At 63.7% G+C, this 25206-nt stretch carries 25 protein-coding genes; 18 read left to right on the forward strand and 7 right to left on the reverse strand.

Going from position 1 to position 25206, the window contains the following annotated elements:
- Positions 1 to 63 precede the first annotated feature (63 nt).
- Both ACFPB1_RS06590 and ACFPB1_RS06595 read left to right on the forward strand, forming a co-directional pair.
- Complete coding sequence (locus tag ACFPB1_RS06590) at positions 64 to 546, forward strand: DUF948 domain-containing protein (protein ID WP_379223220.1); 483 nt, start codon at positions 64 to 66, stop codon at positions 544 to 546.
- 118 nt (positions 547 to 664) lie between these two features.
- Positions 665 to 1063: a YtxH domain-containing protein gene (locus tag ACFPB1_RS06595; RefSeq protein WP_379223222.1), complete on the forward strand. Its 399-nt coding sequence runs from the start codon at positions 665 to 667 to the stop codon at positions 1061 to 1063.
- A gap of 136 nt (positions 1064 to 1199) precedes the next feature.
- Here ACFPB1_RS06595 and ACFPB1_RS06600 read toward each other — a convergent pair whose 3' ends face one another.
- Positions 1200 to 2105 carry a helix-turn-helix transcriptional regulator gene (locus ACFPB1_RS06600; RefSeq protein ID WP_379223224.1) on the reverse strand — a complete coding sequence of 302 codons (906 nt, stop codon included), beginning with the start codon at positions 2103 to 2105 and terminating at the stop codon, positions 1200 to 1202.
- Positions 2106 to 2280: 175 nt separating this feature from the next.
- Here ACFPB1_RS06600 and ACFPB1_RS06605 point away from each other — a divergent pair, with 175 nt between their 5' ends.
- The 6 genes from ACFPB1_RS06605 to ACFPB1_RS06630 all read left to right on the forward strand — a co-directional run bounded on the left by ACFPB1_RS06605 (position 2281) and on the right by ACFPB1_RS06630 (position 7003).
- Positions 2281 to 3579, forward strand: coding sequence for an alpha-glucosidase/alpha-galactosidase (locus tag ACFPB1_RS06605; RefSeq protein WP_379223225.1), 1299 nt, complete (start codon positions 2281 to 2283; stop codon positions 3577 to 3579).
- A gap of 229 nt (positions 3580 to 3808) precedes the next feature.
- Complete coding sequence (gene racE / locus ACFPB1_RS06610; RefSeq protein WP_379223227.1) at positions 3809 to 4618, forward strand: glutamate racemase; 810 nt, start codon at positions 3809 to 3811, stop codon at positions 4616 to 4618.
- A gap of 142 nt (positions 4619 to 4760) precedes the next feature.
- The gene (locus ACFPB1_RS06615) at positions 4761 to 5981 is read left to right on the forward strand and encodes a M14 family zinc carboxypeptidase (RefSeq protein WP_379223229.1); all 1221 of its coding nucleotides are present in this window, start codon (positions 4761 to 4763) and stop codon (positions 5979 to 5981) included.
- A gap of 7 nt (positions 5982 to 5988) precedes the next feature.
- Complete coding sequence (locus ACFPB1_RS06620; protein WP_379223538.1) at positions 5989 to 6249, forward strand: hypothetical protein; 261 nt, start codon at positions 5989 to 5991, stop codon at positions 6247 to 6249.
- A 197-nt stretch (positions 6250 to 6446) separates the two neighbouring features.
- Positions 6447 to 6749: an iron-sulfur cluster assembly accessory protein gene (locus tag ACFPB1_RS06625; RefSeq protein WP_379223230.1), complete on the forward strand. Its 303-nt coding sequence runs from the start codon at positions 6447 to 6449 to the stop codon at positions 6747 to 6749.
- Between the two features lie 26 nt (positions 6750 to 6775).
- Complete coding sequence (locus ACFPB1_RS06630) at positions 6776 to 7003, forward strand: DUF1450 domain-containing protein (protein WP_379223232.1); 228 nt, start codon at positions 6776 to 6778, stop codon at positions 7001 to 7003.
- An 85-nt stretch (positions 7004 to 7088) separates the two neighbouring features.
- Here ACFPB1_RS06630 and ACFPB1_RS06635 read toward each other — a convergent pair whose 3' ends face one another.
- The gene (locus ACFPB1_RS06635) at positions 7089 to 9095 is read right to left on the reverse strand and encodes an LTA synthase family protein (protein ID WP_379223234.1); all 2007 of its coding nucleotides are present in this window, start codon (positions 9093 to 9095) and stop codon (positions 7089 to 7091) included.
- Positions 9096 to 9203: 108 nt separating this feature from the next.
- Complete coding sequence (locus ACFPB1_RS06640; protein WP_379223236.1) at positions 9204 to 10346, reverse strand: THUMP domain-containing class I SAM-dependent RNA methyltransferase; 1143 nt, start codon at positions 10344 to 10346, stop codon at positions 9204 to 9206.
- Between the two features lie 126 nt (positions 10347 to 10472).
- On the opposite strand from ACFPB1_RS06640, the gene ACFPB1_RS06645 reads away from it, so the two are divergent.
- A complete protein-coding gene (locus tag ACFPB1_RS06645; protein ID WP_379223238.1) occupies positions 10473 to 11114 on the forward strand; it encodes an O-methyltransferase in 642 nt (213 codons plus the stop codon).
- Between the two features lie 203 nt (positions 11115 to 11317).
- Here ACFPB1_RS06645 and ACFPB1_RS06650 read toward each other — a convergent pair whose 3' ends face one another.
- On the reverse strand, positions 11318 to 12532 hold the full coding sequence (locus ACFPB1_RS06650) for an MFS transporter (protein ID WP_379223240.1): 1215 nt from the start codon (positions 12530 to 12532) through the stop codon (positions 11318 to 11320).
- A 204-nt stretch (positions 12533 to 12736) separates the two neighbouring features.
- On the opposite strand from ACFPB1_RS06650, the gene hemE reads away from it, so the two are divergent.
- From hemE to hemG, 3 genes are read left to right on the forward strand one after another with little or no spacing between them, the layout of a single operon-like run.
- On the forward strand, positions 12737 to 13816 hold the full coding sequence (gene hemE / locus ACFPB1_RS06655; protein ID WP_379223242.1) for a uroporphyrinogen decarboxylase: 1080 nt from the start codon (positions 12737 to 12739) through the stop codon (positions 13814 to 13816).
- The gene (gene hemH, locus ACFPB1_RS06660) at positions 13809 to 14750 is read left to right on the forward strand and encodes a ferrochelatase (RefSeq protein WP_379223245.1); all 942 of its coding nucleotides are present in this window, start codon (positions 13809 to 13811) and stop codon (positions 14748 to 14750) included. The genes hemE and hemH overlap by 8 nt, the downstream gene beginning before the upstream one ends.
- Before the next feature lie 57 nt (positions 14751 to 14807).
- On the forward strand, positions 14808 to 16277 hold the full coding sequence (gene hemG, locus ACFPB1_RS06665; protein WP_379223247.1) for a protoporphyrinogen oxidase: 1470 nt from the start codon (positions 14808 to 14810) through the stop codon (positions 16275 to 16277).
- A gap of 135 nt (positions 16278 to 16412) precedes the next feature.
- Here hemG and ACFPB1_RS06670 read toward each other — a convergent pair whose 3' ends face one another.
- A complete protein-coding gene (locus ACFPB1_RS06670) occupies positions 16413 to 16952 on the reverse strand; it encodes a phosphatidylglycerophosphatase A (protein WP_379223250.1) in 540 nt (179 codons plus the stop codon).
- Between the two features lie 165 nt (positions 16953 to 17117).
- Here ACFPB1_RS06670 and ACFPB1_RS06675 point away from each other — a divergent pair, with 165 nt between their 5' ends.
- From ACFPB1_RS06675 to rdgB, 3 genes are all read left to right on the forward strand, one after another.
- Positions 17118 to 18176, forward strand: a complete 1059-nt coding sequence (locus tag ACFPB1_RS06675) for a GerMN domain-containing protein (protein WP_379223252.1) — start codon at positions 17118 to 17120, stop codon at positions 18174 to 18176.
- Positions 18177 to 18316: 140 nt separating this feature from the next.
- Positions 18317 to 19063: a ribonuclease PH gene (gene rph / locus ACFPB1_RS06680; protein ID WP_379223254.1), complete on the forward strand. Its 747-nt coding sequence runs from the start codon at positions 18317 to 18319 to the stop codon at positions 19061 to 19063.
- Positions 19060 to 19701: an RdgB/HAM1 family non-canonical purine NTP pyrophosphatase gene (gene rdgB / locus ACFPB1_RS06685; protein ID WP_379223256.1), complete on the forward strand. Its 642-nt coding sequence runs from the start codon at positions 19060 to 19062 to the stop codon at positions 19699 to 19701. The genes rph and rdgB overlap by 4 nt, the downstream gene beginning before the upstream one ends.
- Positions 19702 to 19810: 109 nt before the next feature.
- Here rdgB and asnB read toward each other — a convergent pair whose 3' ends face one another.
- Positions 19811 to 21655 (reverse strand): asparagine synthase (glutamine-hydrolyzing), encoded by a 1845-nt coding sequence (asnB, locus tag ACFPB1_RS06690; RefSeq protein ID WP_379223259.1) that lies wholly within the window; start codon positions 21653 to 21655, stop codon positions 19811 to 19813.
- Positions 21656 to 21781: 126 nt separating this feature from the next.
- On the opposite strand from asnB, the gene ACFPB1_RS06695 reads away from it, so the two are divergent.
- From ACFPB1_RS06695 to ACFPB1_RS06705, 3 genes are all read left to right on the forward strand, one after another.
- Positions 21782 to 22135, forward strand: a complete 354-nt coding sequence (locus tag ACFPB1_RS06695) for a hypothetical protein (RefSeq protein WP_379223261.1) — start codon at positions 21782 to 21784, stop codon at positions 22133 to 22135.
- 2 nt (positions 22136 to 22137) lie between these two features.
- A complete protein-coding gene (locus ACFPB1_RS06700; RefSeq protein ID WP_379223264.1) occupies positions 22138 to 22479 on the forward strand; it encodes a hypothetical protein in 342 nt (113 codons plus the stop codon).
- A 178-nt stretch (positions 22480 to 22657) separates the two neighbouring features.
- Positions 22658 to 23989, forward strand: coding sequence for a 5'-deoxyadenosine deaminase (locus ACFPB1_RS06705; protein WP_379223266.1), 1332 nt, complete (start codon positions 22658 to 22660; stop codon positions 23987 to 23989).
- Between the two features lie 89 nt (positions 23990 to 24078).
- Here ACFPB1_RS06705 and ACFPB1_RS06710 read toward each other — a convergent pair whose 3' ends face one another.
- Positions 24079 to 24951, reverse strand: a complete 873-nt coding sequence (locus tag ACFPB1_RS06710; RefSeq protein ID WP_379223268.1) for an SDR family oxidoreductase — start codon at positions 24949 to 24951, stop codon at positions 24079 to 24081.
- Positions 24952 to 25206 lie beyond the last annotated feature (255 nt).

Here is a 25206-nt window from a genome sequence, read left to right on the forward strand (position 1 = left end):
TAAGTAATACGTAATGGGCTCGCGCCCACTCGTACAGAGAGTTGGAATGGAGGTGGTCCGTAAATGGCCATTTGGTTTGAAGGCGTTGCGGCAGTCGCATTCGTCGTCCTGGTCATCGGCATCCTGCTGTGGCTGCGGTCGCTGGATAAGCGAATCGGTAGAATGATGCAGCTGGCCGAATCGTTGGAACGCCGCGCCGAGGTCGCCGTCGCGCAGGTCAGCGATCTGCTCGACCCGTTAACGGAGACGGTGCGGACGGTCCAAAAATCGGTGGACGGCATAACGAAACTGACGGAAGCGACGAAGCGCATCGGAGAATCGGCGAACCAGCTTTCCTTCACCATCAACTGGATTTCCAGCGAGCTGAACGAAGCGGTCGACCGCTACGCGAGCAAATCCGGCGACAAAGTGAAGCGCGGAATCGCGGACGCGATGAATTGGGCAGAAGTCGGATACGCGGTGTACCATTTCTGGAAAGATAAACGGAAAGAGGACGCCGCTGCCGAAAGGGTGCATGCCCAGACCGTGAAAGAGGGCACGATATGAGGTAATAAGCGACTGCGAACGCGGCAAGCCGAACCGGCGGGCCGTGCAGTCAACGATCACGCCGGAGGCATACGGACCGTTCGTCCGGGCTGCGGCGAACTAAAAAGGAGTGTTCATCATGGCGAAAAAAGCATTTATGTATGGCGCGATCGCAGGCGGCGTAGTCGGTTCCGTGGCGGCGTTGCTGCTGGCGCCGAAATCGGGCCGGGAACTTCGGAGAGACATCGCCGACAAGACGCAAACCGTCACCGAGCAAACGGCACGCATCGCCGGCCAAGTCGGCGACAAGACGGTACAAGTAGCGAAGCAGGTCAGCTCGACGGCGAGCACCGCCGCGGTCAAGGTAAGGGATACGGCGGCTTCTGTCGTGGATAACGTGCGGGGCTGGCGCGGCGACGCGAAGGAGACGCTCGAAGATACGGGCGAGCAGGTCATGGACGTCGCGGAAGACGTGACGGACAAAGGCCAGGAGCTCATCGCCGAGCACCGCGAAGAGCTGCACACGGTCAACAACTAACGGCCGGCGGCCCGGCGAAGGCTGGAAGGGCCGTCGAGAGGGCGGCGCGGATAGGAACGCATGACGTCATGGACGGATAACAGGCTTTGCTCCCGGCAGCGATACCGGAAGCAAAGCCTGTTTGACGTATCGGCCGCTAGCCGCCTCGGGCTTGCGCCCGGTATTCGGAAGGCGAGCAGCCGAACGTCTTGCGGAACTGCTTGGAGAAATAGAGCGCGTCGGGATAGCCGACGGATGAAGCCACCTGGTCGATCGACAGGTGGCTTTGCTCGTTCAGCAGCTCCTTGGCCCGCTCCATCCGCACCTTCAGCAGGAATTGCATCGGCGAGACGCCGGTCACCTGCTTGAACATTTTGGAGAGATGCGTGCGGTGATAGCCGAGGCTGCGCGAGAGCTCCTCGATCGAGATCGGCTGCGCGTACTGATAGGACAGCCAGCGGACCGCGCGCTTGATCTGGCGTTCGATGTCCGGCAGGATGGCAAGCGAATTGAAGACGAGCTTGCCCTCGTTCCGCAGCCCGAGCTCCTTAAGCAGCACGCGCAGGTAGCCGCCTGCCTCCAGGTCGGCCAGCTCGGGGAACGGCGTTTGCTCGAGCGTCCCGCGGATTTTGCGGTACAGCGAGCTCAGCGGACGGAGGTCGCGCGCGCGGACGATCGGGTTCGCCGGCGAGAAGCCGAGACCGAGCAGCAGATGCTCAGCGGCATGGCCCTTGAACGCCACCCACGCGTAGTGCCACGGGTCGCGCTCGTCGGCGAAGTAGGTGAACAGCTCGTCCGGGAAGATGATGAACGTATCCCCGCGCGCGCACGCATAGCGGCGGCCGTCGATCTCGAAATTGCCCCGGCCGCCCAACACCGTATGGATGAGGTAGTAATTATGGACGGCCGGCCCGATGCCGTGTCCGGGATTGGGCTTGCCTTCGCCGCTGAACATGACGGACAGCTCGCCTTGGGCCGGCTGCGTATTGTTCGTGACGGTGAACGCGGAATGGTCGGGATTGCGCGACGACGCGGCGCGCGCGCCGGCTGCGGACGGTTTCATGAGAGCGCCTTCCTTTCGGGTGGACTGCTCTCCTTAGTGTACGAGATGAAACTACAAATGTACATATAAATCATGCTTTAATTCCTACTCAAGCCGTGGTTTCTTGCTCTATAGTAGGGATTGGCAGAAGACATTAATCCGCTTACAAAGCGGACTTATCCGAGGAGGATTTCATATGCCGAAAATTACTTTCATTGGTGCGGGCAGCACCGTGTTCGCCAAGAACGTCCTGGGCGACTGCCTCGTCACGGAATCGCTGCAAGGCTTCGAGATCGCGCTGTTCGACATCAATCCGGAGCGCCTCTCCGAATCCGAGACGATGCTGAACCACATCAAGAACACGTTCGGCAGCACGTCCGTCATCAAGGCGTATTCCGACCGCAAGGAAGCGCTCCGCGGCGCGAAGTACGTCGTTAACGCGATCCAGGTCGGCGGCTACGATCCGTGCACGATCACGGACTTCGAAGTGCCGAAGAAATACGGCCTGCGCCAAACGATCGCGGATACGGTCGGCATCGGCGGCATCTTCCGCAACCTGCGCACAATTCCGGTCATGCTCGATTTCGCCCGCGACATGCAGGAGGTGTGTCCGGACGCGCTGTTCCTGAACTACACGAACCCGATGGCCGTGCTGACGAACGTCATGAACACGTACGGCGGGATCAAGACCGTCGGTCTCTGCCACAGCGTGCAGGTGTGCGTGCGGGATCTGTTCAAGAATCTCGGCATGGACGACACGGGCGTCAAGTCCAAGATCGCCGGCATCAACCATATGGCCTGGCTGCTCGAAGTCTCGAAGGACGGAGTCGATCTCTATCCGGAGATCAAGCGCCGCGCCCGCGAGAAGCAGCAGGAGAAGCATCATGACATGGTCCGCTTCGAGATGATGCTGAACTTCGGCTACTACATCACGGAATCGTCCGAGCATAACGCCGAATACCACCCGTACTTCATCAAGCGCAACTATCCGGAGCTGATCGACCGGTTCAACATTCCGCTGGACGAGTATCCGCGCCGCTGCATCGAGCAGATCGGAAATTGGAAGAAGCTGAAGGAAGAGCTCGTGAATAACCCGACGCTCCACCACAAGCGCACGCACGAGTACGCGTCGTACATCTTCGAGGCGATCGAAACGAACGTGCCGTTCCGCATCGGCGGCAACGTCATGAACACGGGGCTGATCACGAACCTGCCGCGCGAGGCGTGCGTCGAGGTAACCTGCCTCGTCGACCGCAACGGCGTCACGCCGACGTTCGTCGGGGATCTGCCGCCGCAGTGCGCCGCCCTTAACCGCACGAACATCAACACGCAGCTGCTGACGATCGAAGCGGCCATCACCGGCAAGCGCGAGCATATCTACCATGCCGCGATGCTGGATCCGCACACGAGCGCCGAGCTGTCGATGGACGATATCAAGGCAATGTGCGATGACCTGATCGAAGCACACGGCGACTGGCTGCCCGCTTACAACTAAGCAGTCTCATTCACCTCGCTTGCATGCCTGGCCGCCCGGGCCGACGGAGCCGAACGATACCGCGAAGCTCCCGCCGCCCGGCGGCTTTTTCGCGTGAACCGGGCTTTCCGCGGGACGGAGCCGCGTGTTGAACCTTGTCCCGTTTTACGCTAAGATGTAGGTACCTTTTCGTCAACGTGTTCATATTCTATTGAAGTTCAGTCAAAACGTTCAAGAAAGCGGTGTGTCTGTGCAACAACCGATCGCAATTTTGGATTCTGGCGTAGGCGGCTTGACCGTCGTGAAAGAGATCATGCGCCAGCTTCCCCGGGAGAAAATCATGTATTTCGGCGATACGGCCCGTGCGCCTTACGGTCCTCGGCCGGCCGAAGAAGTGACTCGGTTTACGAGGCAAATCGTGGAATACCTGATTCAATACCGCCCGAAGATGATCGTCATCGCCTGCAATACGGCAACGGCCGTCGCGCTTGAAGATATTCGCTCGCGGGTCGCGATACCCGTCGTCGGCGTCATTCACCCCGGCGCCCGCGCCGCCAACGGACGGACCCAATCCGGCGTCGTCGGCGTCATCGGCACGGAAGGCACCATTCGAAGCGGCGCTTACGAGACGGCGCTGAAGCAGCTGTCGCCGGCGATCCACGTGATCAGCCTGGCTTGTCCGAAATTCGTGCCGCTCGTCGAGCAGGGCAACTTCCGCTCGCCGGAGACGCAGGAAGTCGTGGAGTCGTCGCTTCGGCCGCTTGGGGGACGCAACATCGACACGCTAATCCTCGGCTGCACCCACTATCCGTTCCTGTCGGAGACGATCGGCTCGGTCATGGGCGAGGGCGTGAAGCTGATCAGCTCCGCGAACGAGACGGCGCGGGAGATCAGCACGATCCTGCACGACCGCAACCGGCTGACCCGCGACGGCGAGCTGCCGGTGCATCAGTTCTTTTGCAGCGGCGACCCGCGGATGTTCCGCATGATCGCGCAGCAATGGCTCGGCGAACAGATCGAACTGACGCCGGTAGTCTGGCAGGTTCCAAAAATCGTATAACACGCAGGGCAACCCGCAACCGGGCCGCCGACGTTCATTCGTCGGCGGCCCTTTGGCGTGCCGAGGTATGCACGGTCGCGTGCCGGCATAGCATGTAAGCAGAATGCCATGCCGCGTTACTATTCCCGACCGAGGTGATCCCATGCTGCCTTACGTCGTGCAGCCCGGCGATACGCTGTTGCGCATCGCCCGTACGTTCAACGTGAACCCGGAGTCGCTGCTGGCGGCGAACCCGGGGCTCGAAGCGTCCGCTCCGCCGCTCCCAGGTCTGCTGCTGTCGGTTCCCGCGCAGACGGAGTTTAGTTATCGTGTCCAGCCGGGCGATACGCTGCTCGGCATCGCGGGCAAGTTCGGCTTGACGCTGCAGGCGCTGGTGCAGACGAACCGCCATCAGGAGCTGAAGCGGCTGCTGCCCGGCCTGCTGCTCACGATACCGCGCGCAGACGACGGCCCTAGGATCGTGGACGGCCGCGCCGAATACGGCCAGCGCGAGCTGACCGCGGACGCCGAAGCGCTGCTCAAGGCGTATCCGTTCCTTCAGGTGGAGAAGATCGGGGAGAGCGTCATGGGCAAGCCGCTTATCGCCATCCGGCTCGGCGAAGGGCCGGTCAAGGTGCACGTCAATGCCGGCATGCACGCTAACGAATGGATCACGACGCCGCTCCTGATGACGTTCCTCGAAGACGCTGCGAAGGCGGCGGCGTCCGGGGAGACGCTGTGCGGCGCGGACATGCGCGGGCTGCTGCAGCAGGTGACGCTGTGGGCCGTCCCGCTCGTCAACCCGGACGGCGCGGAGCTCGCGCAGGAGGGCCTGCGGCCGGACCATCCGCACGCGCAGGAGCTGCTGCGGTGGAACCGCGGGTCGCGCCGCTTCCGGAAGTGGAAGGCCAATATCCGCGGCGTCGACCTGAACGACCAGTTCCCGGCGTTCTGGGAGGAAGAGAGTGCCCGCCGGGATACGGACGGCCCGGGTCCGCGGGATTACCCCGGCCCTGCGCCGTTCTCGGAGCCGGAGTCGGCCGCGCTCGCCGCGTTCACGGCGGAGCAGGCGTTCGATCTCGTCTTGGCGCTGCACACGCAGGGCCAGGAGATCTACTGGAACTACCGCGGCTACGAGCCGCCGGAGTCCGAGCGCATCGCCGGCAGCCTTGCCAAGGCAAGCGGCTACAAGCCGGTGAAGCTGTCGGGCAGCGACGCCGGGTACAAGGACTGGTTTATTATGCAATACCGCAAGCCCGGCTACACCGTCGAGGTCGGCTGCGGCGTCAATCCGCTGCCTCTGGACGCGTTCCCGGACTTAAGCGACGAAGTGCGGGCGCTGCTCGTCGCCGCTTTGGAGGAAGCCCGCTCGCTTGTGCTATAATAAGCGCATGAAGGAGGCGGATGCCCGCTTGCGCAAACTATGGTCGCTCCGCCATTGGCGGAACGTGTTCGTCCGAATCTTCCGGCTGCTCGCCGCCAAGGAAGTTCGGCTGATGGACAAGCTGCTGTATCTGGTGCCGGTGCTGCTGTATTGGGTGCTTCCGGACGTCATGCCGTTCATCCCGATCGACGACATCGCCGTGACGATGATCGCCGCGGAGCTGTATACCCGGTACATGGAGCGGAAATACGGCAAGGCGCTGAAGTAGCGGTTGAACAATGGCCAAGCTTTCTATACAATAGAGTAAATAAAGTTTGCAATCCGGTTCGTCAGGCTTGCACACGGATGAAATAAAGCTTGCTGTCGCGCGATTCCAGTCAAGGTCGCATCGATCGCATCGCACGCGAGAATTGGAGAACGCCCGCCGGGAAGGCGGGCTTCATCCATAAAGGAGCTGAAGAAGCAATGAAAGTGAAAATTTCGCGCAACGCTGCCAAAATGCTTCGCGAGGAGATTGACAATCCGGAGAACGAAGGCAAATTCCTCCGCGTGTACGTCACGCATGCCCACGGCGACCACGCTCATTACGGGATGAAGATGGACGACGCGACTGAGAAGGACGAAGTCGTCGAGACGGACAAGGATATCAAGGTCGTGCTCGAGCGGGGCAACGAATGGCTCGACGGCGTGCGCATCGATTACTTCTACGTGCCCGAGGAGGGCTTCATGATTTCGAACCCGGCGAAAGGCAACGGCGGCGACCACTAAACGATTTTCGGCTTGGGGAGAGGAACATGGCGAACGACATCCGCATTTGCGACAAATGCAAACATATCCGCCCGAAGACGATGGTGCCGAAGCTGCAGAAGCTGGCACCGGACGCGGAGATTCAAGTCGCGTGCAAATCGTACTGCGGGCCTTGCTCCCGGTACGCCTTCATCTTCATTAACGGCCGCTACATCACGGCGCCGACGGAAGACGAAGCGATTGAGAAGGCAAGCAAATATATTAAAAAGCGCTAGACGAAAAGACCCTTCGTACCGGAATTCCCGGACGAAGGGTCTTTTCGTCTGCCGTGCGCGCGTGCCCGTCCCGCTTGCAGGCGGATCAGGGCTCGCGGCGCATCGCCGGCACCAGGTCGCGCGTCACGGCGAGATCCGACGCCTGCAGCTCGCGGACCGCATCCCGCGCGCCGGGCGAGCAGCGGGATGCGTCGGGCAGCAGGCGGCCGCTCGCGAAGTCGTAGCAGCGGCTGTGCTCCGGCAGGCCGTCCTCGGGCGGCATGTACAGCACCTTGCCGTCGATGAACGCGCCGCTGCGGAAGACGACTTGCTTGCCCGCGAGCGGCCGCGCGGTGACGAGCGGCGTGCCGAGCATGGCCTTGCCGCCGCTCGGAATGCCGAGCAGATGCAGCGCGGTCGGCGCGACGTCGAGCTGCCCGACGGGCTGGTGGTACATGCCCGCGCGGGCGCCGTCCGGCAAGTGGACGAGGAATGGCACGCCCTTCAGGATACGGAACCGCTCGGCGTCGTTGAGCGAACGGCCGAGGAACGTCTCGAACGGCTGCCAATCGTCGATCGAGTTGTCGTGGTCGCCGTAGAACATGAAGATCGAGCGGTCCCACAGGCCGGCCGCCTGGAGCTCGCCGACCAGCTCGCCGATCGCCGCGTCCACATAATGGACCGCCTCCAGGTAGTCGCCGAACATCGTGCCTTCGAAGGCGCCGACGTCGAGCGTTCGGACGCTCGCGGGCATCGTGTACGGATGATGGCTGGACAGCGAGATCAGGAACGAATAGAACGGCTGCGGCTGCGCGGCCATGAGCCGGACGGACTGCTTGAAGAACGACTTGTCCCCGAGCGACCAGCCGAGCGGTTCGTCGACGGTGAACGCCTTCTTGCTGTAGAACTTGTCGTAGCCGAGCGTGTCGTACATCATGTTCCGGTTCCAGAAGCCGCCGTCATAGGCATGGAACGCGTCCGCCGCGTAACCGGCGTCCTTCAGCGTCAGCGCCAGGCTGTCGTACGTATGCTGGGCGAACCGCGTGAACACGGAGCCGGACGGCAGCGGCTGCAGCGAAGCGTTCGCGGCCAGATCCGCGTCCGAGGTGCGGCCTTGGGCGGTCTGATGATAGAAATTGTCGAAGTAGAGAGAGTCCGCCATCAGCTTGTCGATATTCGGCGTTACCGGCTGGCCGCCGATCCGCTGCCCGACGACGAAGCTTTGGAACGCTTCGAGCTGTACGAGAATGACGTTCGCGCCCTTGTACCGGCCGAACAGCGGATCGGTCGCATCCAACTTGTCGCGTGCGTCCCCGCGCGCGCGGAACCACTGCTTCGCTTCGGCCTCCTCCGCGGGCGCGGGCGCGCCGCCGCGCATCCAGTGCTCGTCCGCGTACCTGTACAGGTCGTAGCCGTGGAAGCCGAGGACGCCGGTCACGTTGTACAGCGACAGGTTCCACCAATTGCCCGTGAACAGATCTGCAGCCCACGTGGTCCGGGCTTTGTGAACCGGCGCGTACACGAGTACGAAGCCGAGCGCGAAGACGGCGGCGCCGGTTGCCAGCCGGCGGATCGCCGCGCGCTTCGCGCGGCTTGGGCCGCGGGAGCCGGCGGGGCGCCCTCCCGCGAGCGCGTCCCGCAGCCGCTTCGAGCCGAGCAAGGCGATGGCGAGCGGGAGCAGCAGGGCCCAGTCGGCGGCGAACCAGAGATCCTTTGGGGACAGCAGCGCGTGGATGCTGTCCCCGAGTTCGCTGACCTGGCCGGCCTGCAGCAGGACGGGAATCGTGATGAGGTCCTGGAAGTAACGGAAGTAGAGCAGGTCGGCGTACACGAGCGCCGTCAGCAGGACGTCGAGCGCGATCAGCGCGAGCAGCTGGCCGCGCCGCGGCAGCCAGAGCGTCCAGAACGCCAGCAGCGCCAGCGTGCCGGCAGCGACCAGCCGATCGTCCCCGTTCATCGCCATGTAGGGGACATGCACGAGCTGGTCGAACAGCGCCAGCTTGAACAGCATGACGAGCACGAACAGCGGCAGGGCGAGCCGCGGCAGCGCCGCGGCAATGCGAAACGGCGCCCGCAGACGGCGCCGTTTCGTGGTGAGATCCGGTAGGGTCATGGGAAAGGATCCTTTCGTTCGCGCGTTAGCGAATTTACGAAAACGCAACAATACCATCTTTCCCCATTATAATCGCGTTCGGCTGCGGACACAAAGCTGCGGCCGGCGTCAAGCCTTGCCGCGCGGCGGCAGCGGGCCGAAGAACTGGTAAAACGTGCATTCGAGCCGCCCGTTGAACAGCTTGCGGCGCTTGTCCGCCTTGCGTCCGATCGTCTCCTCGAACGTGCGCGACTGGGTCAGGGCGAACGTCGACCAAGTCGGCAGGTAAAGCATGCTGAGCCCGAGCTGCCGAACGGCCTTCTCCGCGTCCTGCTCGTCGCCGAGCCGCGAGCCGTACGGCGGGTTCGTCACGATGCAGCCGTAGTCGCCGTCCGGCTTGATGCGCGACACCGGCATCTGCGTCAGCTTGATGTCGTTCGCGAAGCCGGCCTTCTTCACGGCCGCGGCCGCCACGTCGAGCGCGGCCGGGTCGATGTCCGAGCCCGCGATCTGCAGCGGGACGTCGTCCCGGACGGCGTCGAACGCTTCCTCCCGCGCCCGCGCCCACAGCTCGTCCGGCACGAGCGGCCAGCCTTCGCTGTTGAACGTCCGCCGCAGTCCCGGCGCGATGTTCCATCCGATCATCGCCGCCTCGATCGGTATCGTGCCCGAACCGCAGAACGGATCGTAGAGCGGGCGCTCGGGCCGCCACCGGCTCAGCAGCACCATGGCCGCCGCCATCGTTTCCTTGAGCGGCGCTTCGGTGACGAGCTTGCGGTAGCCGCGCTTGTGCAGCCCCGGGCCGGTCGTGTCGAGCGTAATCATGGCGACGTCGTTCAGCAGCCACACCTCGATGACGAACCGCGCGCCGTCCTCCGGAAACCATTCCGTGCCGTAGACGGTCTTCATCTTCTCGACGACCGCTTTCTTGACGATGCTTTGGCAGGCCGGCACGCTGCTCAGCTGCGACTTGTGCGAGCGGCCCTCCACGGGAAACTCCCCATTCTCCGGAATCCAGGCCGGCCAGTCGATCGCTTTCGCCCCTTCGAATAGTTCCTCGAACGTCGCGGCCGGATATTCCGCCATCTTGATCAGCACGCGGTCCGACGTCCGCAGCCACAGATTGGCGCGGCAGATGTCCGCAGGTCCTCCTTTGAAAATGACCCGGCCGTTCTCGACCTTCTGGTCGGTGTAACCGAGCTCCGTTAATTCGCGCGAAACGACCGCCTCGAGTCCCATCGGGGCCGTGGCGATCAGCTGCAGGTTGTCCATAAGTGCATATCCTCCGTCTTGCTTTTGCCTTGTTTTCGATCCTCGAAAATCTTACAATCAAGTATAGGACATCATGGCATTTAAATACAATCGCGATCCTGGGATACGGCGAGAGGAGAAATGGAAATGTCGACGGAACAAGAAGCGGCGGAGCTATACGTGGACGGCCTGCTGGGCGAAGATGCCGATTTGGCGCGCGTGCACGCAGCCATCGAAGCGCAGGGCATGCCGCAAATTTCGATCGCGTCCGGCTACGGCCGGCTGCTGACGATGCTCGTCGCGATGTCGGGGGCGGAGAACGTGCTGGAGATCGGCGCGCTCGGCGGCTACAGCGGCATCTGCCTGGCGCGGGGGCTGCGGGAGGGCGGCAAGCTGACGTCGCTCGAGCTCGTGCAGAGCTACGCGAACACCGCCCGGGCCAATCTCGAGGCGGCCGGCCTCAGCGACCGCGCGGAATACATCGTAGGCGACGCCAAGGCGAGCCTCGCGGCGCTGGAGAAGGAAGGACGCAAGTTCGATTTCTTCTTCATCGACGCGGACAAGGAGAGCTACCCGGAATATCTGGAATGGGCGATCAAGCTCGGAAATCCCGGCGCCGTCATCACGGGCGACAACGCCCTGCTGCACGGCCGGACGGTTGATCCGGAGAAGAACGGGCCTTCCGTGCTCGCGATGCGCAGCTTCAACGAGACGATGGTTCGCGACGAGCGGCTGACGGGCACGCTGCTGCCGGCGTACGACGGTCTGGCGATCGCGCGGATCAAGTAGCGGAGCGGCGGCGCGGCACGCGAGCGGCAGGCGCCGAAGAGACAAGCGCAATGGCTGCCGCGCGGCTCAATAGCGCGGAGCAGCTTACTCAACGGCGCAGCCACATCATCGCGGCACAACGGAAAAGAGTGCCGGTGCTTCCCCGAGGGGAGGCCCGGCACTCTTTTTCGATTCGGCTTCGCGCTGGCCGCGCGCCGCCTCGGCTAGGCCTCCCGCGAGGCCGTCTGCTTCGACACCAGTGTCCTGCGGACCCAGGCGGCGTTGATGAGGAACAGGGCGGAGGAGATGAGGAATACGCCCCCGATGCCCGTCCAGCCGGAGATGACCCCGCCGACGATCGGGCCGACCATGTTGCCGAGCGCGAGCATGCTGCTGTTCAGGCTGAAGGCGCGGCCTTCCATGCCGTCCGGCGTGAAGCGGCGCACCAGCGCATTGACGGACGGGATGAGCCCGCCGAGGAAGCAGCCCTGCAGCAGCCGGAAGAGCAGCAGCTGCCAGACCGTGGCCGCGAACGCCTGCGGAATGAACATGACGGCGGCGCCGACGAGCGAGATGCCGAGCACCTTTGCTTGGCCGATCCGGTCGCTCAGCCGTCCGAGAAGCGGCGCGGCGATCATGTTCGTGAGGCCGGCCGCGGAGCTGACGAAGCCCGCCCAGAAGGCGAGGTTGACATCCGTGCCGTGCAGCCGCTGGACGTACAGCGGCATGAGCGGATTCGGGCCGATCATCGCGAATTGCAGCAGGAACGTCACCGCGAACAGTGCCGTGAGCTGCGGCACGCCGCTCAGCTGCTTGAAGCCGGCGATGATGGACACGGACGGCTTCGCGGCCGCCTGGGCGCGGTCGAACCGCTCCTTCACGACGAAGTAGGCGAGCGTTGAGGCGGCTAACAGCGAGATGCCGGTCAGGTAGAAGATCGGCCTGTAGCCGATCGCGTCCGCGAGCAGCCCGCCGAGGAACGGGCCGAGAATCGTGCCCGCGATGCCGCCGGACTGCAGCGTGCCCATGGCGAAGCCCATTTTCTCCTTCGGCGTGTTAATGGAGACGAGCGAGACGGCTGCAGGGTTAAACCCCGAGATCGTGCCGTTCACCATCCGGAGCAGGAGCAGATGCCACGGCGATGTGGCGAAGCCCATCAGCACCATGACGATCGCCATGCCGTAGCCCGAGCGGAGCAGCATCATTTTGCGGCCGTACTTGTCCGAGAGCTTGCCCCACAGCGGCTGGAAGAGGAAGGCGGTGACGAAGTTGCCCGCGAAAATGATGCCGGCCCACGTCGCGATCTCGTGCTGATCGGTCATGCCGATCCGCGGGCTTTGCAAATAGAGCGACATAAACGGCATAATCATCGTCATGCCGCCCATGACCAGAAATTGTCCGATCCACAGGACGGCAAGGTTTTTCTTCCATTGTTCCATTTCGTTCTCCTAACTTGGTGACCGTATTGCTTGTGAAGCTCTACGGCAAGTATACCACAGCCGGAGCAAAGTCCAAGAACGGCGCGGCCCAAACCTCGCATTGTCATACGATTGTCATCGTTGCGCCGAGGGGGGCGGTTGTTACGGCTAGGCAAAAAGGGCATAATGGAAACGTAGGGAAAACGATAGAAATGGGGAACTTCAATGGGCTATAACGACTTATTCATCCGGGCCTGCCGGGGCGAACACGTCGATCGCTTACCCGTTTGGTATATGCGGCAAGCGGGACGGTACGATCCCGACTACCGTAAAATAAAAGAACATTACTCGCTGCTCGAAATCTGCAAGCAGCCCGAGCTCGCCGCGGAAGTGACGATGATGCCGGTCAAGAAGCTGGGCGTCGACGCGGCGATTCTTTATTCCGATATCATGAATCCCGTCGCCTCCCTCGGCATCGATTTCGACATCGTCGCGAACGTCGGCCCGGTCATCCATAACCCGATCCGGACGGCGGACGACATCGCGCGGTTGAAGCCGATCGACGTCGAGGGCGACCTCTCCCACGTGCTGGAGACGATCCGCATCCTGGACCGCGAGCTCGACGTGCCGCTCATCACGTTCGCTGGCGCGCCGTTCACGATCGCGAGCTACCTGATCGAAGGCCGCCCGTCCAAGTCGTACATCAAGACGAAGACGCTGATGTATGCCGAGCCGAAGCTGTGGTTCTCGCTGATGGACAAGCTCGGCGATATGGCCATCGCTTATTTGCGCGCGCACATGGCGGCGGGCGGCAAGGCGCTCCAGCTGTTCGACAGCTGGGTCGGGGCGCTGGCGCCGCGCGACTTCGCGACGTACGTGCTGCCGACGATCGAGCGGATCTTCCGCGAGCTGGCCGATCTGCCGCATCCGAAGATCTACTATCCCGGCGTGGCGTCGGGCGAGCTGCTGGCGACACTCGGCGGGGTGAGGGCCGACATCGTGGGGCTGGACTGGCGCGTGCCGGTGGCGGAAGGCCGCCGCAGGCTGGGCGGCGCGTTCGGGGTGCAGGGCAATCTCGACCCGTACGTGCTGACGGCGCCGATGGACGTTATCCGCGAGCAGGCGAAGACGATCATCGACGAAGGCATACGGGCGCCGAAATTCATCTTCAACCTCGGCCATGGGCTGTTCCCCGAGGCGCCGCTCGACAAGCTGCGCGAGCTGACGGACTACGTGCACGCGTACTCTGCCGAGGCGATCGCCGCGCTCGGCGAGAAGCCGAAGGAGGTTGCCAGCCATGGCTGATCCGAAGATCGGGGTGCTCGTCATGTCCTACGGCACGCCGGAAGGCATGGACGGCATCGCGGAGTACTACACGCATATCCGCCGCGGCCACGCGCCGACGCCGGAGCAGCTTGCGGAGCTGACGGCGCGCTACGAGGCGATCGTCGGCGGCGTCTTCCCGCTGCGCGAGAACACGAACCGCCAAGCCGACGGGCTGCAGGCGGCGCTCGACGCCGCGGCGCCCGGCCGGTACGCCGTGTACCAGGGGCTCAAGCACGCGCGGCCGTATATCGAGGACGGCGTCGCGGCGATGGCCGCGGACGGGGTGAAGCAGGCGGTCGGCATCGTGCTGGCGCCGCATTTCTCCACGATGAGCGTCGGCAGCTACATGCAGCGCGCGCGCGCGGAAGCGGAAGCGAAGGGGGTCGCGTTCGAGGCCGTCGAGAGCTACCATCTGCATCCAAAGCTGATCGAGGCGCTCGTGAACCGCGTCAAGTCCGCCTATGCCGAGCTGGAGGCGAAGACGGGCGGCGAAGGGCCGCTGAAGACGCTCTTCAGCGCCCACAGCCTGCCGGTGCGCATCCGCGAGATCGGCGATCCGTACGAGGAGCAGCTGCTGGCCACATCGGCGAGCGTCGCGGAAGGCGCGGGCGTGAAGGATTGGGCGTTCACGTGGCAGAGCGCGGGGCGGACGCGCGAGCCGTGGCTCGGCCCGGATATCCTCGAGACGCTGAAGGAAACGGCGGAAGCGGGGTACAGGGGCGTGCTGTCGGCGCCGATCGGCTTCGTCTCGGAGCATCTCGAGGTGCTCTACGACCTCGACATCGAGGCGCAGGCGGAAGCGAAGGCGCTCGGCATCGCGCTCGTCCGCATCGACATGCTGGGCACGGACCCGCTCTACATGGAGACGCTGGCGGACTGCGTCGAACAGGCGAGCCGGGGCGCTTTTATCTAAGCGCACCGGCGCTGCGGCGGGACGCGGATTTACATGGACAAAGGAGATGACTCGCACATGCGGAGCAACGGAAAGCTGGATCGATTCGTCGTCATCGGCGGCGGGATCAGCGGACTCACCTCCGCTTTTTATTTGAAGAAGGAAGCGGAGCTGCGAGGACGCGAAGCGCATATTACGGTCGTGGACCCTTCGGAGAGGATCGGCGGCAAAATCAATACCCTGCGGAAGGAAGGCTTCGTCATCGAGAAAGGCCCGGATTCCTTCCTGGCCCGGAAGGCGCCGATCATCGACTTGGCCTTCGACCTGGGCATCGAGAACGAGCTGACGGGAACGAATCCGGCCGCGAAAAAGACGTACATCGTGCATCGCGGGAAGCTGCATTCGATGCCGCCGGGACTCGTGCTCGGCATACCGACGGAAATCATGCCCTTCGCCAAGACGGGACTGCTGTCCTGGGGCGGCAAGGCGCGGGCGCTGCTCGATTTCGTCCTGCCGGCGAGCAAGGCGGAAGGCGACGAATCGCTCGGTTCGTTCCTAAGCCGGCGCGTCGGTCCGGAAGTGATGGAGCGGATCGCGGAGCCGCTGCTGGCCGGCATCTACGCCGGCGACTTGAGCAAGCTGAGCCTGCAGGCGACATTCCCGCAATTCCGGGAAGCGGAGCGGCGGCACGGCAGCCTCATCCGGGGAACGCGGGCGAACCGCGGCAAGGGGACGGCGGCGCCGGCCGCGCCGAGCCGGCTGCCGAAGCGGGCGCAGGGCAGCATGTTCCTGACGTTCCAGAATGGCCTCGCGACGATGCTGGAGGCGCTGACCGAGGCGCTCGCCGGCTGCGACAGCCGGTTCGGCTGCAAAGCCGTCGCCTTCCGGAAGAACGGGCCGGAGGAAGCGGCCGGCCCGGAGGCGGCGCCGTACGACGTGCTGCTGAGCAATGGCGAGATTCTGCCTGCGGACGGCGTCGTCATCACGGCGCCGGCGTTCGACGCGGCCGATCTGCTGGAGCCGCACATGCCGGTGGACGCGCTGCGGAGCATTCATTACGTGTCGGTCGCGAACGTCGTCATGGCGTTCGATAAGGCGGCAATCGGCATCGACTTCGACGGCTCGGGCTTTCTCGTGCCGCGCTCGGAGGGCATGACGATCACGGCGTGCACGTGGACCTCCGCCAAGTGGCTGCACAGCAGCCCGTCCGACAAGATGCTGCTGCGCTGTTACGTCGGCCGCGCGGGCGACGAGGAGGTCGTCGACCTGCCCGACGGCGCACTGACGGACGCGGTGCGCCGAGACATCAAGAGCGTGCTCGGTATTACGACGGAGCCGCTGTTCACGGAGATCACGCGGCTGCACCGTTCCATGCCGCAGTATCCCGTCGGGCATCTCGAGGCGACGGCGAAGCTGCGGGCGCGATTGCGCGCGGAGATGCCGGGCGTCTGGCTCGCGGGCGCGGCGTTCGAAGGCGTCGGCCTGCCGGACTGCATCCGGCAAGGCAAGGACGCGGCGTCGATCGTGTACGACGCGGTCGAGGGCTGAATGCAATAAGGACGAAGCGGCTTGAAGGCTGCTTCGTCCTTTTTTTTGCGGGCACGGCAGGTGGGCACCGCAGGCAGGCCGCCGCATCGCCGGCGGAGCCGCCCCGCGCCGCGCGCCGCCGCCGGCCGGTGCACGCTAATCGATCGGCGGGCCGACCACGCCTTCGCGCTCGGCTTGCTTGCGGTGCGCGATCCGGCTGCTGGCGGACGCGGCGATCGCGCCAACGATGTCGTCTAGGAACGTATGGCACGCCGCGTCGTGCTTGTCGTTCAGCTTTTTCAGGATGCCGGGCTTCAGCTTGTCGACGTAGCCGAAATTCGTAAAGCCGATGCTGCCGTACACGTTGACGATCGACAGCGCGAGTACCTCGTCGCAGCCGTAGAGCCCTTCGTCGTTCTCGATCATTTCCTGCAGCGGGGACAGCAGCTTGCCTTCCTCGGCCAGCAAGTCGAGCTGAATGCCGGTCAATACCGCGTTTTGCACCTCGCGTTTGGTGAGCACGGCTTCCACATACCGCTCGCATTCCTGCTGCGTCAGGTCCGGGTAGTAGTCTTTCTGCAGGAACAGGACGAGCTCGGCGATTTGCGGCGTCGTCACGCCGCGCTTCGTAAGCCATTCTTTCGTGGCTTCGGCGATTTTGGCGCTGTTTAAGGCATACGTTTCGGATTTGGTCATTGGCGGTACACCCCTTGTCTCGTTTGTGTGGACAAAACTGGTCTAATCGGTCGGGAGGGCTCGTATACATAGTACTACAAAGCAGGACTTGTACCAAAAGGGCGTCATGTCCGCAGGTTCGAAGGCCGTAACGACTATGTATCCAAAATGGGGAGGAAATGTTCAATGACTCATTATCGCCTGTTTCGCCGGGCAGCGCTCGCCGGAGCTTTGGCTCTGCCCATCTTGACGACCGGCTGCGGCCTGTTCTCCCAGCCCGCCAGCGAATCCATCGATCCGCCGCAAAACGGCACGCAAAACGTCAGCACGAACGTCGATCCGGGCTCGGCCACGACGGCCGCGCAGGGCGACCAATCGCAGATGACCCTGTACTTAAGCGACCGCAACGGCCTGCTCGCCCCGGTCACGGTCATGGCGGCGCTCGGACAAGACGAGAAGCCCGGCCAGAAAGCGCTCGAAATGATGGTAGACGGCGGCACGTACGCGAATGAACTGCCGGACGGCTTCAACGCGGTGCTGCCGAAGGGCACGACGATCAAGCAGCTTACCCTGATTCCCGACCAGAAGCAGGCCGTCGTCGACTTCTCGAAGGAATTCGGCGACTATACCGCCTCGGAGGAACGGAAGATCGTCGAAGCGGTCACGTGGACGCTGACGAGCCTGCCTGACGTCAAAAACGTCAAAATCTGGATGGAAGGCAAGGAGCTGGCGGAAATGCCGCAGGACGGCATGCCGATCGACGAACCGCTGACGCGCGCCGTGGGCATCAACCTCGAAGCCGCGGACGGCGTCGACTACAGCACTTCGGTTCCCGTGACGATCTACTTCTCCGCGCTCTCGCCGGACAACGAGCCTTATTATGTGCCGGTCACGCGGCTTGTAAACCGCAGCAACAACCGCGCCAAGACGGCGATCGAGCAGCTGATCAACGGGCCGATCGGCAACCAGCCGCTCAAGGCTGTCGTGACGCCGGACGTCGTCGTCAAGAACGTGTCCAAGGCGAAGGACGTCGTGACGGTCGAGCTGCAGGACGACAGCTACCAGCCGGGCACGCAGGAGCCGGCCGAAATGCTGCAGGCGGTCATTCTCTCCTTGACCGAGAACACCGGCCTGTCCAAGGTGCAGATCAAGCTGAACGGCAAAACCGACTTCGTCGACACGATGAATCAATCCTACAGCGAGCCGGTCAGCCGCCCCGAGCACGTTAACGCCTTCAAATCGTAATCGCGCCTGACGATAAGCGCCAGGATCCAGGATCCGTCCTCCGGGGCGGATCTTTTTTGGCCGTTCCGGGGGGCGATAGATGTTTTTCCCAATCGCATTTGGTAAAATAGTCTGGACTCATCGACAGGAGGATTACGATTATGAGATTCGACGGACGGCAGGCGGACGAGCTTCGCCCGGTCACGATTACGCTGCAACCCAACAAATACGCGGAAGGCTCCGTGCTCATCGCGTTCGGCGATACAAAGGTGCTGTGCACCGCTTCGATCGAAGAGCGGGTGCCGCCATTCATGAAAGGGCAGGGCAAAGGCTGGATCAATGCGGAATACGCGATGCTGCCGCGCGCGACGCAGGTGCGCAACCAGCGGGAATCCGCGAAAGGCAAGCTGACGGGCCGCACGATGGAAATCCAGCGGCTGATCGGCCGCGCGCTCCGCTCGGTCGTCGATCTGCACGCGCTCGGCGAACGCACGATCACGCTGGACTGCGACGTGCTGCAAGCCGACGGCGGCACGCGGACGACGTCGATCACGGGCGCGTTCGTCGCGCTCGCGCTCGCGGTGGACAAGCTGAACAAGAACCATGCCTTCGCGAAATATCCGATCACGGACTTTCTGGCTTCGGTCAGCGTCGGCGTCATCGGGGAGCGGACGCTGCTCGACCTGAATTACGAGGAGGACTCCAAGGCAAAGGTCGACATGAACGTCGTCATGACCGGCGCCCGCAAGTTCGTCGAGGTGCAGGGCACGGGCGAAGAGTCGCCGTTCTCGCGCGAGGAACTGGGCACCCTGCTCGCCGCCGCGGAAGCGGGCATCGCCGGCTTGATCGCGAAGCAGCGGGACGCGCTCGGCGAAGCGGGCAGACGCATCGGGACGCCTGCTGTATGAAGCGGGGCGATACGGTCGTCGTCGCGACGAAGAACGCCGGGAAAGTGCGGGAATTCGCGCACGCCTTCGGCAAGCTCGGCATGAACGTCGTCAGCATGTTCGATTATCCGGGCCTGCCGGACGTCGTCGAGGACGGCGCCACGTTCGCGGAGAACGCGCGCAAGAAGGCGCGCGAGGTGGCGGAAGCGCTGAACCTGCCGGTGATGGCGGACGATTCTGGGCTGGAGGTGCGCGCGCTTGGCGGCGAGCCGGGCGTCTATTCGGCACGGTATTCCGGCGAAGGCGCGACGGACGCCCGCAACAATGAGAAGCTGCTGCGGGAGCTGGCCCGCGTCACGGACGGCGGCGCCGCGGCGGAGCGGCTGCCGGACGGCACGAAGCTGCTGAGCGAGGCGCGGTTCGCGTGCGCGCTGGCGCTGTACGATCCGGAAGCCGGCGCGTTCACGGAGAGCGAAGGCGAGGTGGCGGGCTGGATCATGGACGAGCCGAAGGGCGGCGGCGGATTCGGCTACGATCCGCTGTTCTGGGTGACCGCGGAAGGCAAGGGCATGGCGGAGATGTCCGTGGAAGAGAAGCAGGCGATCAGCCACCGCGGGCGCGCGCTTGCGTCGCTGCTGCGGAAGCTCGGCGCGGAATAGCGCGCCGGCACCAGTACGTCAAAACCCCCGTTCGCACGGAAGCGATCGCGAGTCGAACTCGCGCCGCTTCAGGCGACGGGGGCTTTTTGCGTCCTGCCGGCAGCGTCGGTTAGCGGATGACGACCTTGTAGTCGCGCAGCCACATATCCGTTTGAAGCAGGTAGGCGAACAGCTGCGGCCCGGACATGAGCTGGCCGAACCACGGCAGGTTGGAGCTGGCCGCATCGGATTCCGCGAGCTGGCGGATTTTTTTGACGTTGATGAGCGGCAGCAGCGGGGAGTTGCCTTCGTTAATGACGTCGAGCAGCCGCGTGCGCACGGCGTTCAGGTAATTCGGGTTATGCGTCTTCGGATAGGGGCTCTTCTTGCGATACAGCACGTCGTGGGGCAGCACGCCTTCGAGTCCTTTGCGCAGGATGCCCTTCTCCCGGTCGCCTGCCGTCTTGATGTCCCACGGGATGTTGAAGACGTACTCGACGAGGCGATGGTCGCAGAACGGCACGCGCACCTCGAGGCCGACCGCCATGCTCATCCGGTCCTTGCGGTCGAGCAGCGTCGGCATGAACCGGGTAATGTTGAGGTACGACATTTGCCGCATTTTGCGCGTCTGCGCGTCTTCGCCCGGGAGATGCGGCACTTCCGCGACGGCGTCGAGGTAGCGGTCGCCGATATATTCGAGCGGCCGGATCCAGGCCGCGACGTCCTGCGAGAGCAGCTCCGCCCGCATGCCCGCGGCGAGCGCCCACGGGAAGGTGCCGGCGTTCAGCGCGTCCTCGCGGTGGAACCACGGGTAGCCGCCGAAAATTTCGTCGGCCGCCTCGCCGGAGATTGCCACGGTCGCTTCCTTTTTGATCTCCCGGCAGAACAGGAGCAGCGAGGAGTCCACGTCGGCCATGCCGGGCATATCCCGCGCCGTCATCGCCTCGTGCAGCGCGCCGACGAGCTCCGGCGTATCGACCACCACCGAGTGGTGAATCGTGCCGAGATGCGAGGACATCCGGTGAATCCACGGCGTATCGGCATTCGGCTGGTACGCGTGGGTTTTGAAATGCTTGTCGTTGTCCAAGTAGTCGACCGAGAACGTGTGGACCGTGCCCTGGCCCGTTTCCTGATAGTAATTGACCGCGAGCGTCGTGAGCGCGCTGGAATCGAGCCCGCCCGAGAGCAGCGTGCAGAGCGGCACGTCGGACACGAGCTGGCGCTCGACGGTATCCTTCAGCAGCCCGCCGACGGTGCGCGCGGTCTGCTCGACGTTCTCGGCGTGCGGCCGGCTCTGCAGCTTCCAATAATGCGAGACGTGCAGACCCGCCCGGTTCACCGTTGCGCATTGGCCGGGCAGCAGTTCCGAGATGTCGCGGTAGACGCCGACGCCGGGCGTGCGCGCGGGGCCGTTGATGAAGATCTCCGCCAAGCCCTCCGGTCCGACCTCCGGCTTCACTTCGGGATGCGCGAGCAGCGCCTTCGGCTCCGAACCGAATATAAACCGGCCGAGCTGGCGGGCGAAGAAGAACGGCTTGACGCCGAGCCGGTCGCGGGCGATGAACAGCTGCTCTTCCCGGGCATCCCACAGCGCGAAGGCGAAGATGCCGTTGAACCGTTCGACGCAGGACGGTCCCCATTCCATATAAGCGACCAGCAGCACCTCGGTGTCGCAGGTCGTCGTAAACCGCCGGCCGCGGCCTTCGAGCTCGCGCTTCAGCTCGGGCGCGTTATAGAGCTCCCCGTTGTAGACGAGGACGTACGTGTCGTCGTCGGACGTGCGAACCATCGGCTGCGCTCCGTTCGCGGGATCGATGACGGAGAGCCTGCGATGGCCGAGCGCGCAGCGCGGCGAGATCCAGGTACCGGAGGCGTCCGGGCCGCGGTTCGCCAGCGTGCCGGTCATTTTCTCCAGAATGATGGATTGCTTCGTCAGGTCGGAGGTCCAATCGATCCAGCCCGTGAATCCACACATGGTTCTCATTCCTTTCTTGATGCGGGGTTAAAAACAGCGATACTAGCATGGTTATGCCCCGGGAATGGATAAAATGTCTGTCCGCCGGGGGAGGCTAGAACGATATGAAGGAGGGAGTAGTCCATCATGGCCAATGAGCACGAAGCATCCTATTACGACCGCAAACCCTATTACGTCTCCGTCCAGGCCGGGTCGATCGTGGAAGATCCGACGGTCACCGGCTACGAGCTGGCGATCACCGCGAACGAAGAGGAATTGAACCGCCTGCAGGAGCTGCTCGAAGAGTATGCGTCGATGGACGAGGCGCAGGCGTCCGTATATGCGCTCAGCCCGTTCCGTTCCGCGTCCGACAAGCAGATCAATGCGGGCACCGACGGGCTCCTCGAAGATATATACCGGCTGCTCTACGAGCTGGGCACCGACGAAACGAAGCGCCACGTGGCGACGATGGGGCTGTTTCCCGAAGGGAGCTTGCAGTGATCGTGACGGAAGCGCATGTCAAGGGAGCGGCGGACCGGGACGGCCTGCACTGCGCGGAGGTGGAGGTGCGGACGAGCGACGCGCACAATCCCGATTTGCTGGCGTATTTCGGCCCTTCGGCGGACAACGACTACGACATGATCGCGGTCGTGCAAAGCGGCGCCCGTCCGGACGGCGATTGGTACGGCAACAGCCTGCACCAGGCTTACGCCGACGTCACGGACGAGCTGTTCGATACGCCGACGATGAAGACGGACTGGGGCGAGCGGGAATCGTTCAAGGAGCAGGTGCTGTCGTACCCCGGCGTGCGCGCAGACATCCGGCGGCTGATGGACTGGTCCTGATTGATCGGTTCGCGCGGCCGCGCAGCGGAAACGAGTTCGACCGTAACCCTTCGGCGGGAGGCGGGGCGAGCCGTTTCTTTTTTTTGAATGTTCAATCAATTGCCTGCGGCTCCATGCTACAATATGAGCATAGCGGTTCTGATGCTTACGGCGACTGACGAAGGAGGCGTGGTAGTCCATGGGAACGACTGTATTGCGCAATGCGACGATCGTCACGATGAACGACAAGGGCGAGATCCTGACCGGGGATGTCCTGTTCGAGGACGATCGGCTGGTGGCCGTCGGGGGACCGCTTCCGGCGTACGACCCGGCGACGGCGACCGTCGTGGAGGCGAAGGGCAAGCTGCTGCTGCCCGGCTTCGTCCAGACGCATATCCACCTCTGCCAGACGCTCTTTCGCGGGCAAGCCGACGACATGGCCCTCATGGATTGGCTCCGGACGCGGATTTGGCCGCTCGAAGCGGCGCACGACGAGGAGTCGATCTATTATTCCGCGATGCTCGGCATCGGCGAGCTGCTGCGCAGCGGGACGACGACGATATTGGATATGGAAACCGTCAGCCATACGGATTTCGCGTTTCAGGCGATGGCGGCGGGCGGCATCCGGGCGATATCCGGCAAAGTGATGATGGACGCGGGCGGCGACGTGCCGAAGGGGCTGCGGGAGGACACGGACCGCTCGATCGCCGAGAGCACCGCGCTGCTCGAGAAATGGCACGGCCACGACAACGGCAGGCTGCAGTACGCGTACTGCCCGCGGTTCGTCGTCTCCTGCTCGGAGCGGCTGCTCAAGGAGGTGCGGGACCTCTCGGCCTGGCATAATGTACTCGTGCATACGCACGCGGCGGAGAACCGGGAGGAGATCGAGCTCGTCCGGCGCCAGCGGGGAATGCGCAATATCGCCTATCTGGACCATATCGGCCTGACGTCGCCGCGGCTCATCCTGGCTCACTGCATTTGGCTGGACGACGAGGAACGGGAGATCTTGCGGAAGACGGGGACGCGCATGACCCATTGCCCGGGCTCGAACCTGAAGCTGGCGTCGGGCGTGGCGCTCGTGCCGGAGCTGCTGGAGCAGGGCATCGAGATGGGCATCGGCGCCGATGGCGCGCCGTGCAACAATACGCTCGACATGTTCGGCGAGATGCGCCTGACCGCGATGCTGCATAAGGTGCGCCTCGGGCCGGAAGCGATGAAGGCGCAGCAGGTGCTTCGCCTGGCGACGATCGGCGGGGCGCGGACGCTCGGGCTGGATCATGTGATCGGCAGCATCGAGCCGGGGAAGAAGGCGGATCTCGTGCTGCTCGACCTGGAGGACTTTCACACGTTCCCGTCGTACGGCGCCGATCCATACTCCCGGATCGTCTACGCGGCGTCGCGGAGCAACGTCTCGTACGTCTGGGTCGACGGCAAGCTGGTCGTGGAGCGGGGCAAGGTGAAGACGGTCGACAAGCGGAACGTGCTGCGCGAAGCCGATCGTTCCATCGCCCGGCTGCTCAAGCGCATCTGAACGTCCGCCATGAACGGGAAAAGCCGGGAATGCCAGCTCATGCCGCGTAGGCATGGGGCGTTCCCGGCTTTATTCGGGTCCGGCCGCGGTCAACCGTTGACGATTTCGCCGCCGTTCACGTGAATGACTTGGCCGCTCACGTACGACGAGTCGCCGCTCGCCAAGTATACGTAAGCCGGCGCCAGCTCTTCCGGCTGGCCCGCGCGCTTCATCGGCGTGTCGGCGCCGAACTGGGCGACCTGCTGCGCGTCGAACGTGGACGGGATAAGCGGCGTCCAGATCGGCCCGGGCGCGACGGCGTTGACCCGGATGCCCTGCGCCGCGAGGTTCATGGCCAGCGAACGCGTGAACGCGACGATGGCGCCCTTCGTGGACGAGTAATCGAGCAGCGTCGGGCTGCCGTGATACGCCGTGATCGATGCCGTGTTGACGATGGCCGAGCCGGCCTTCAGGTGCGGCATGGCGGCCTGCGTAATATAGAACATGCCGAAAATGTTCGTTTTGAACGTCCGCTCCAGCTGCTGCGGAGTAATCTGTTCGATTTTATTCTGCGGATGCTGCTCCGCGGCGTTGTTGACGACGATATCCAGCCCGCCGAGCTTGTCGGCGGCTTTCTCGACCGCGTCTTTGCAGAACGCCGGATCGCCGACGTCGCCCGCGATCGTCACGCACTTGCGTCCGAGATCCTCGATGAGGCCTTTGATCTCGCCGGCGTCGTCGTGTTCGTTCAGGTAGAGGATCGCGACGTCCGCGCCTTCCCTGGCGAACATGAGCGCGACGGCGCGGCCGATGCCGCTGTCCCCGCCCGTGATGACCGCGGCTTTGCCGGCCAATTTGCCGGCAGGCTTGTACCCGGCGGCTTGAAACTGCGGCAGCGGATTCATGTCGCTCTCCAAGCCGGGCTGCCGGTTCTGGTGCTGCGGCGGAAACGTCGTCGGGCGGTTGGCTGGTTGTTGCGTCATACTGGACTCACTCCTTCGGAAATAGCATGCTTCGCGCGAATGGACCCATGCAGTATGCCTATATAGTGCGGCGATCCCTATTTATTTAACCGCGCCCATCCGGATTGTTCACGCGATAAGGAAAAAAATCCCGGAGATCCCTGAAGAGGGCTGCCGGTTCGGGCAGGCTTTGGGCGTCCGCGGCGCTAACGAATGAATGAATGAACCTCCCAATTTATGGTGCAATATGTATCGCAAATGAAGCGGGAATGAGGC

The sequence above is a fragment of the Paenibacillus sp. GCM10023250 genome (assembly GCF_042653205.1).
Lineage (GTDB): Bacteria > Bacillota > Bacilli > Paenibacillales > Paenibacillaceae > Paenibacillus_Z.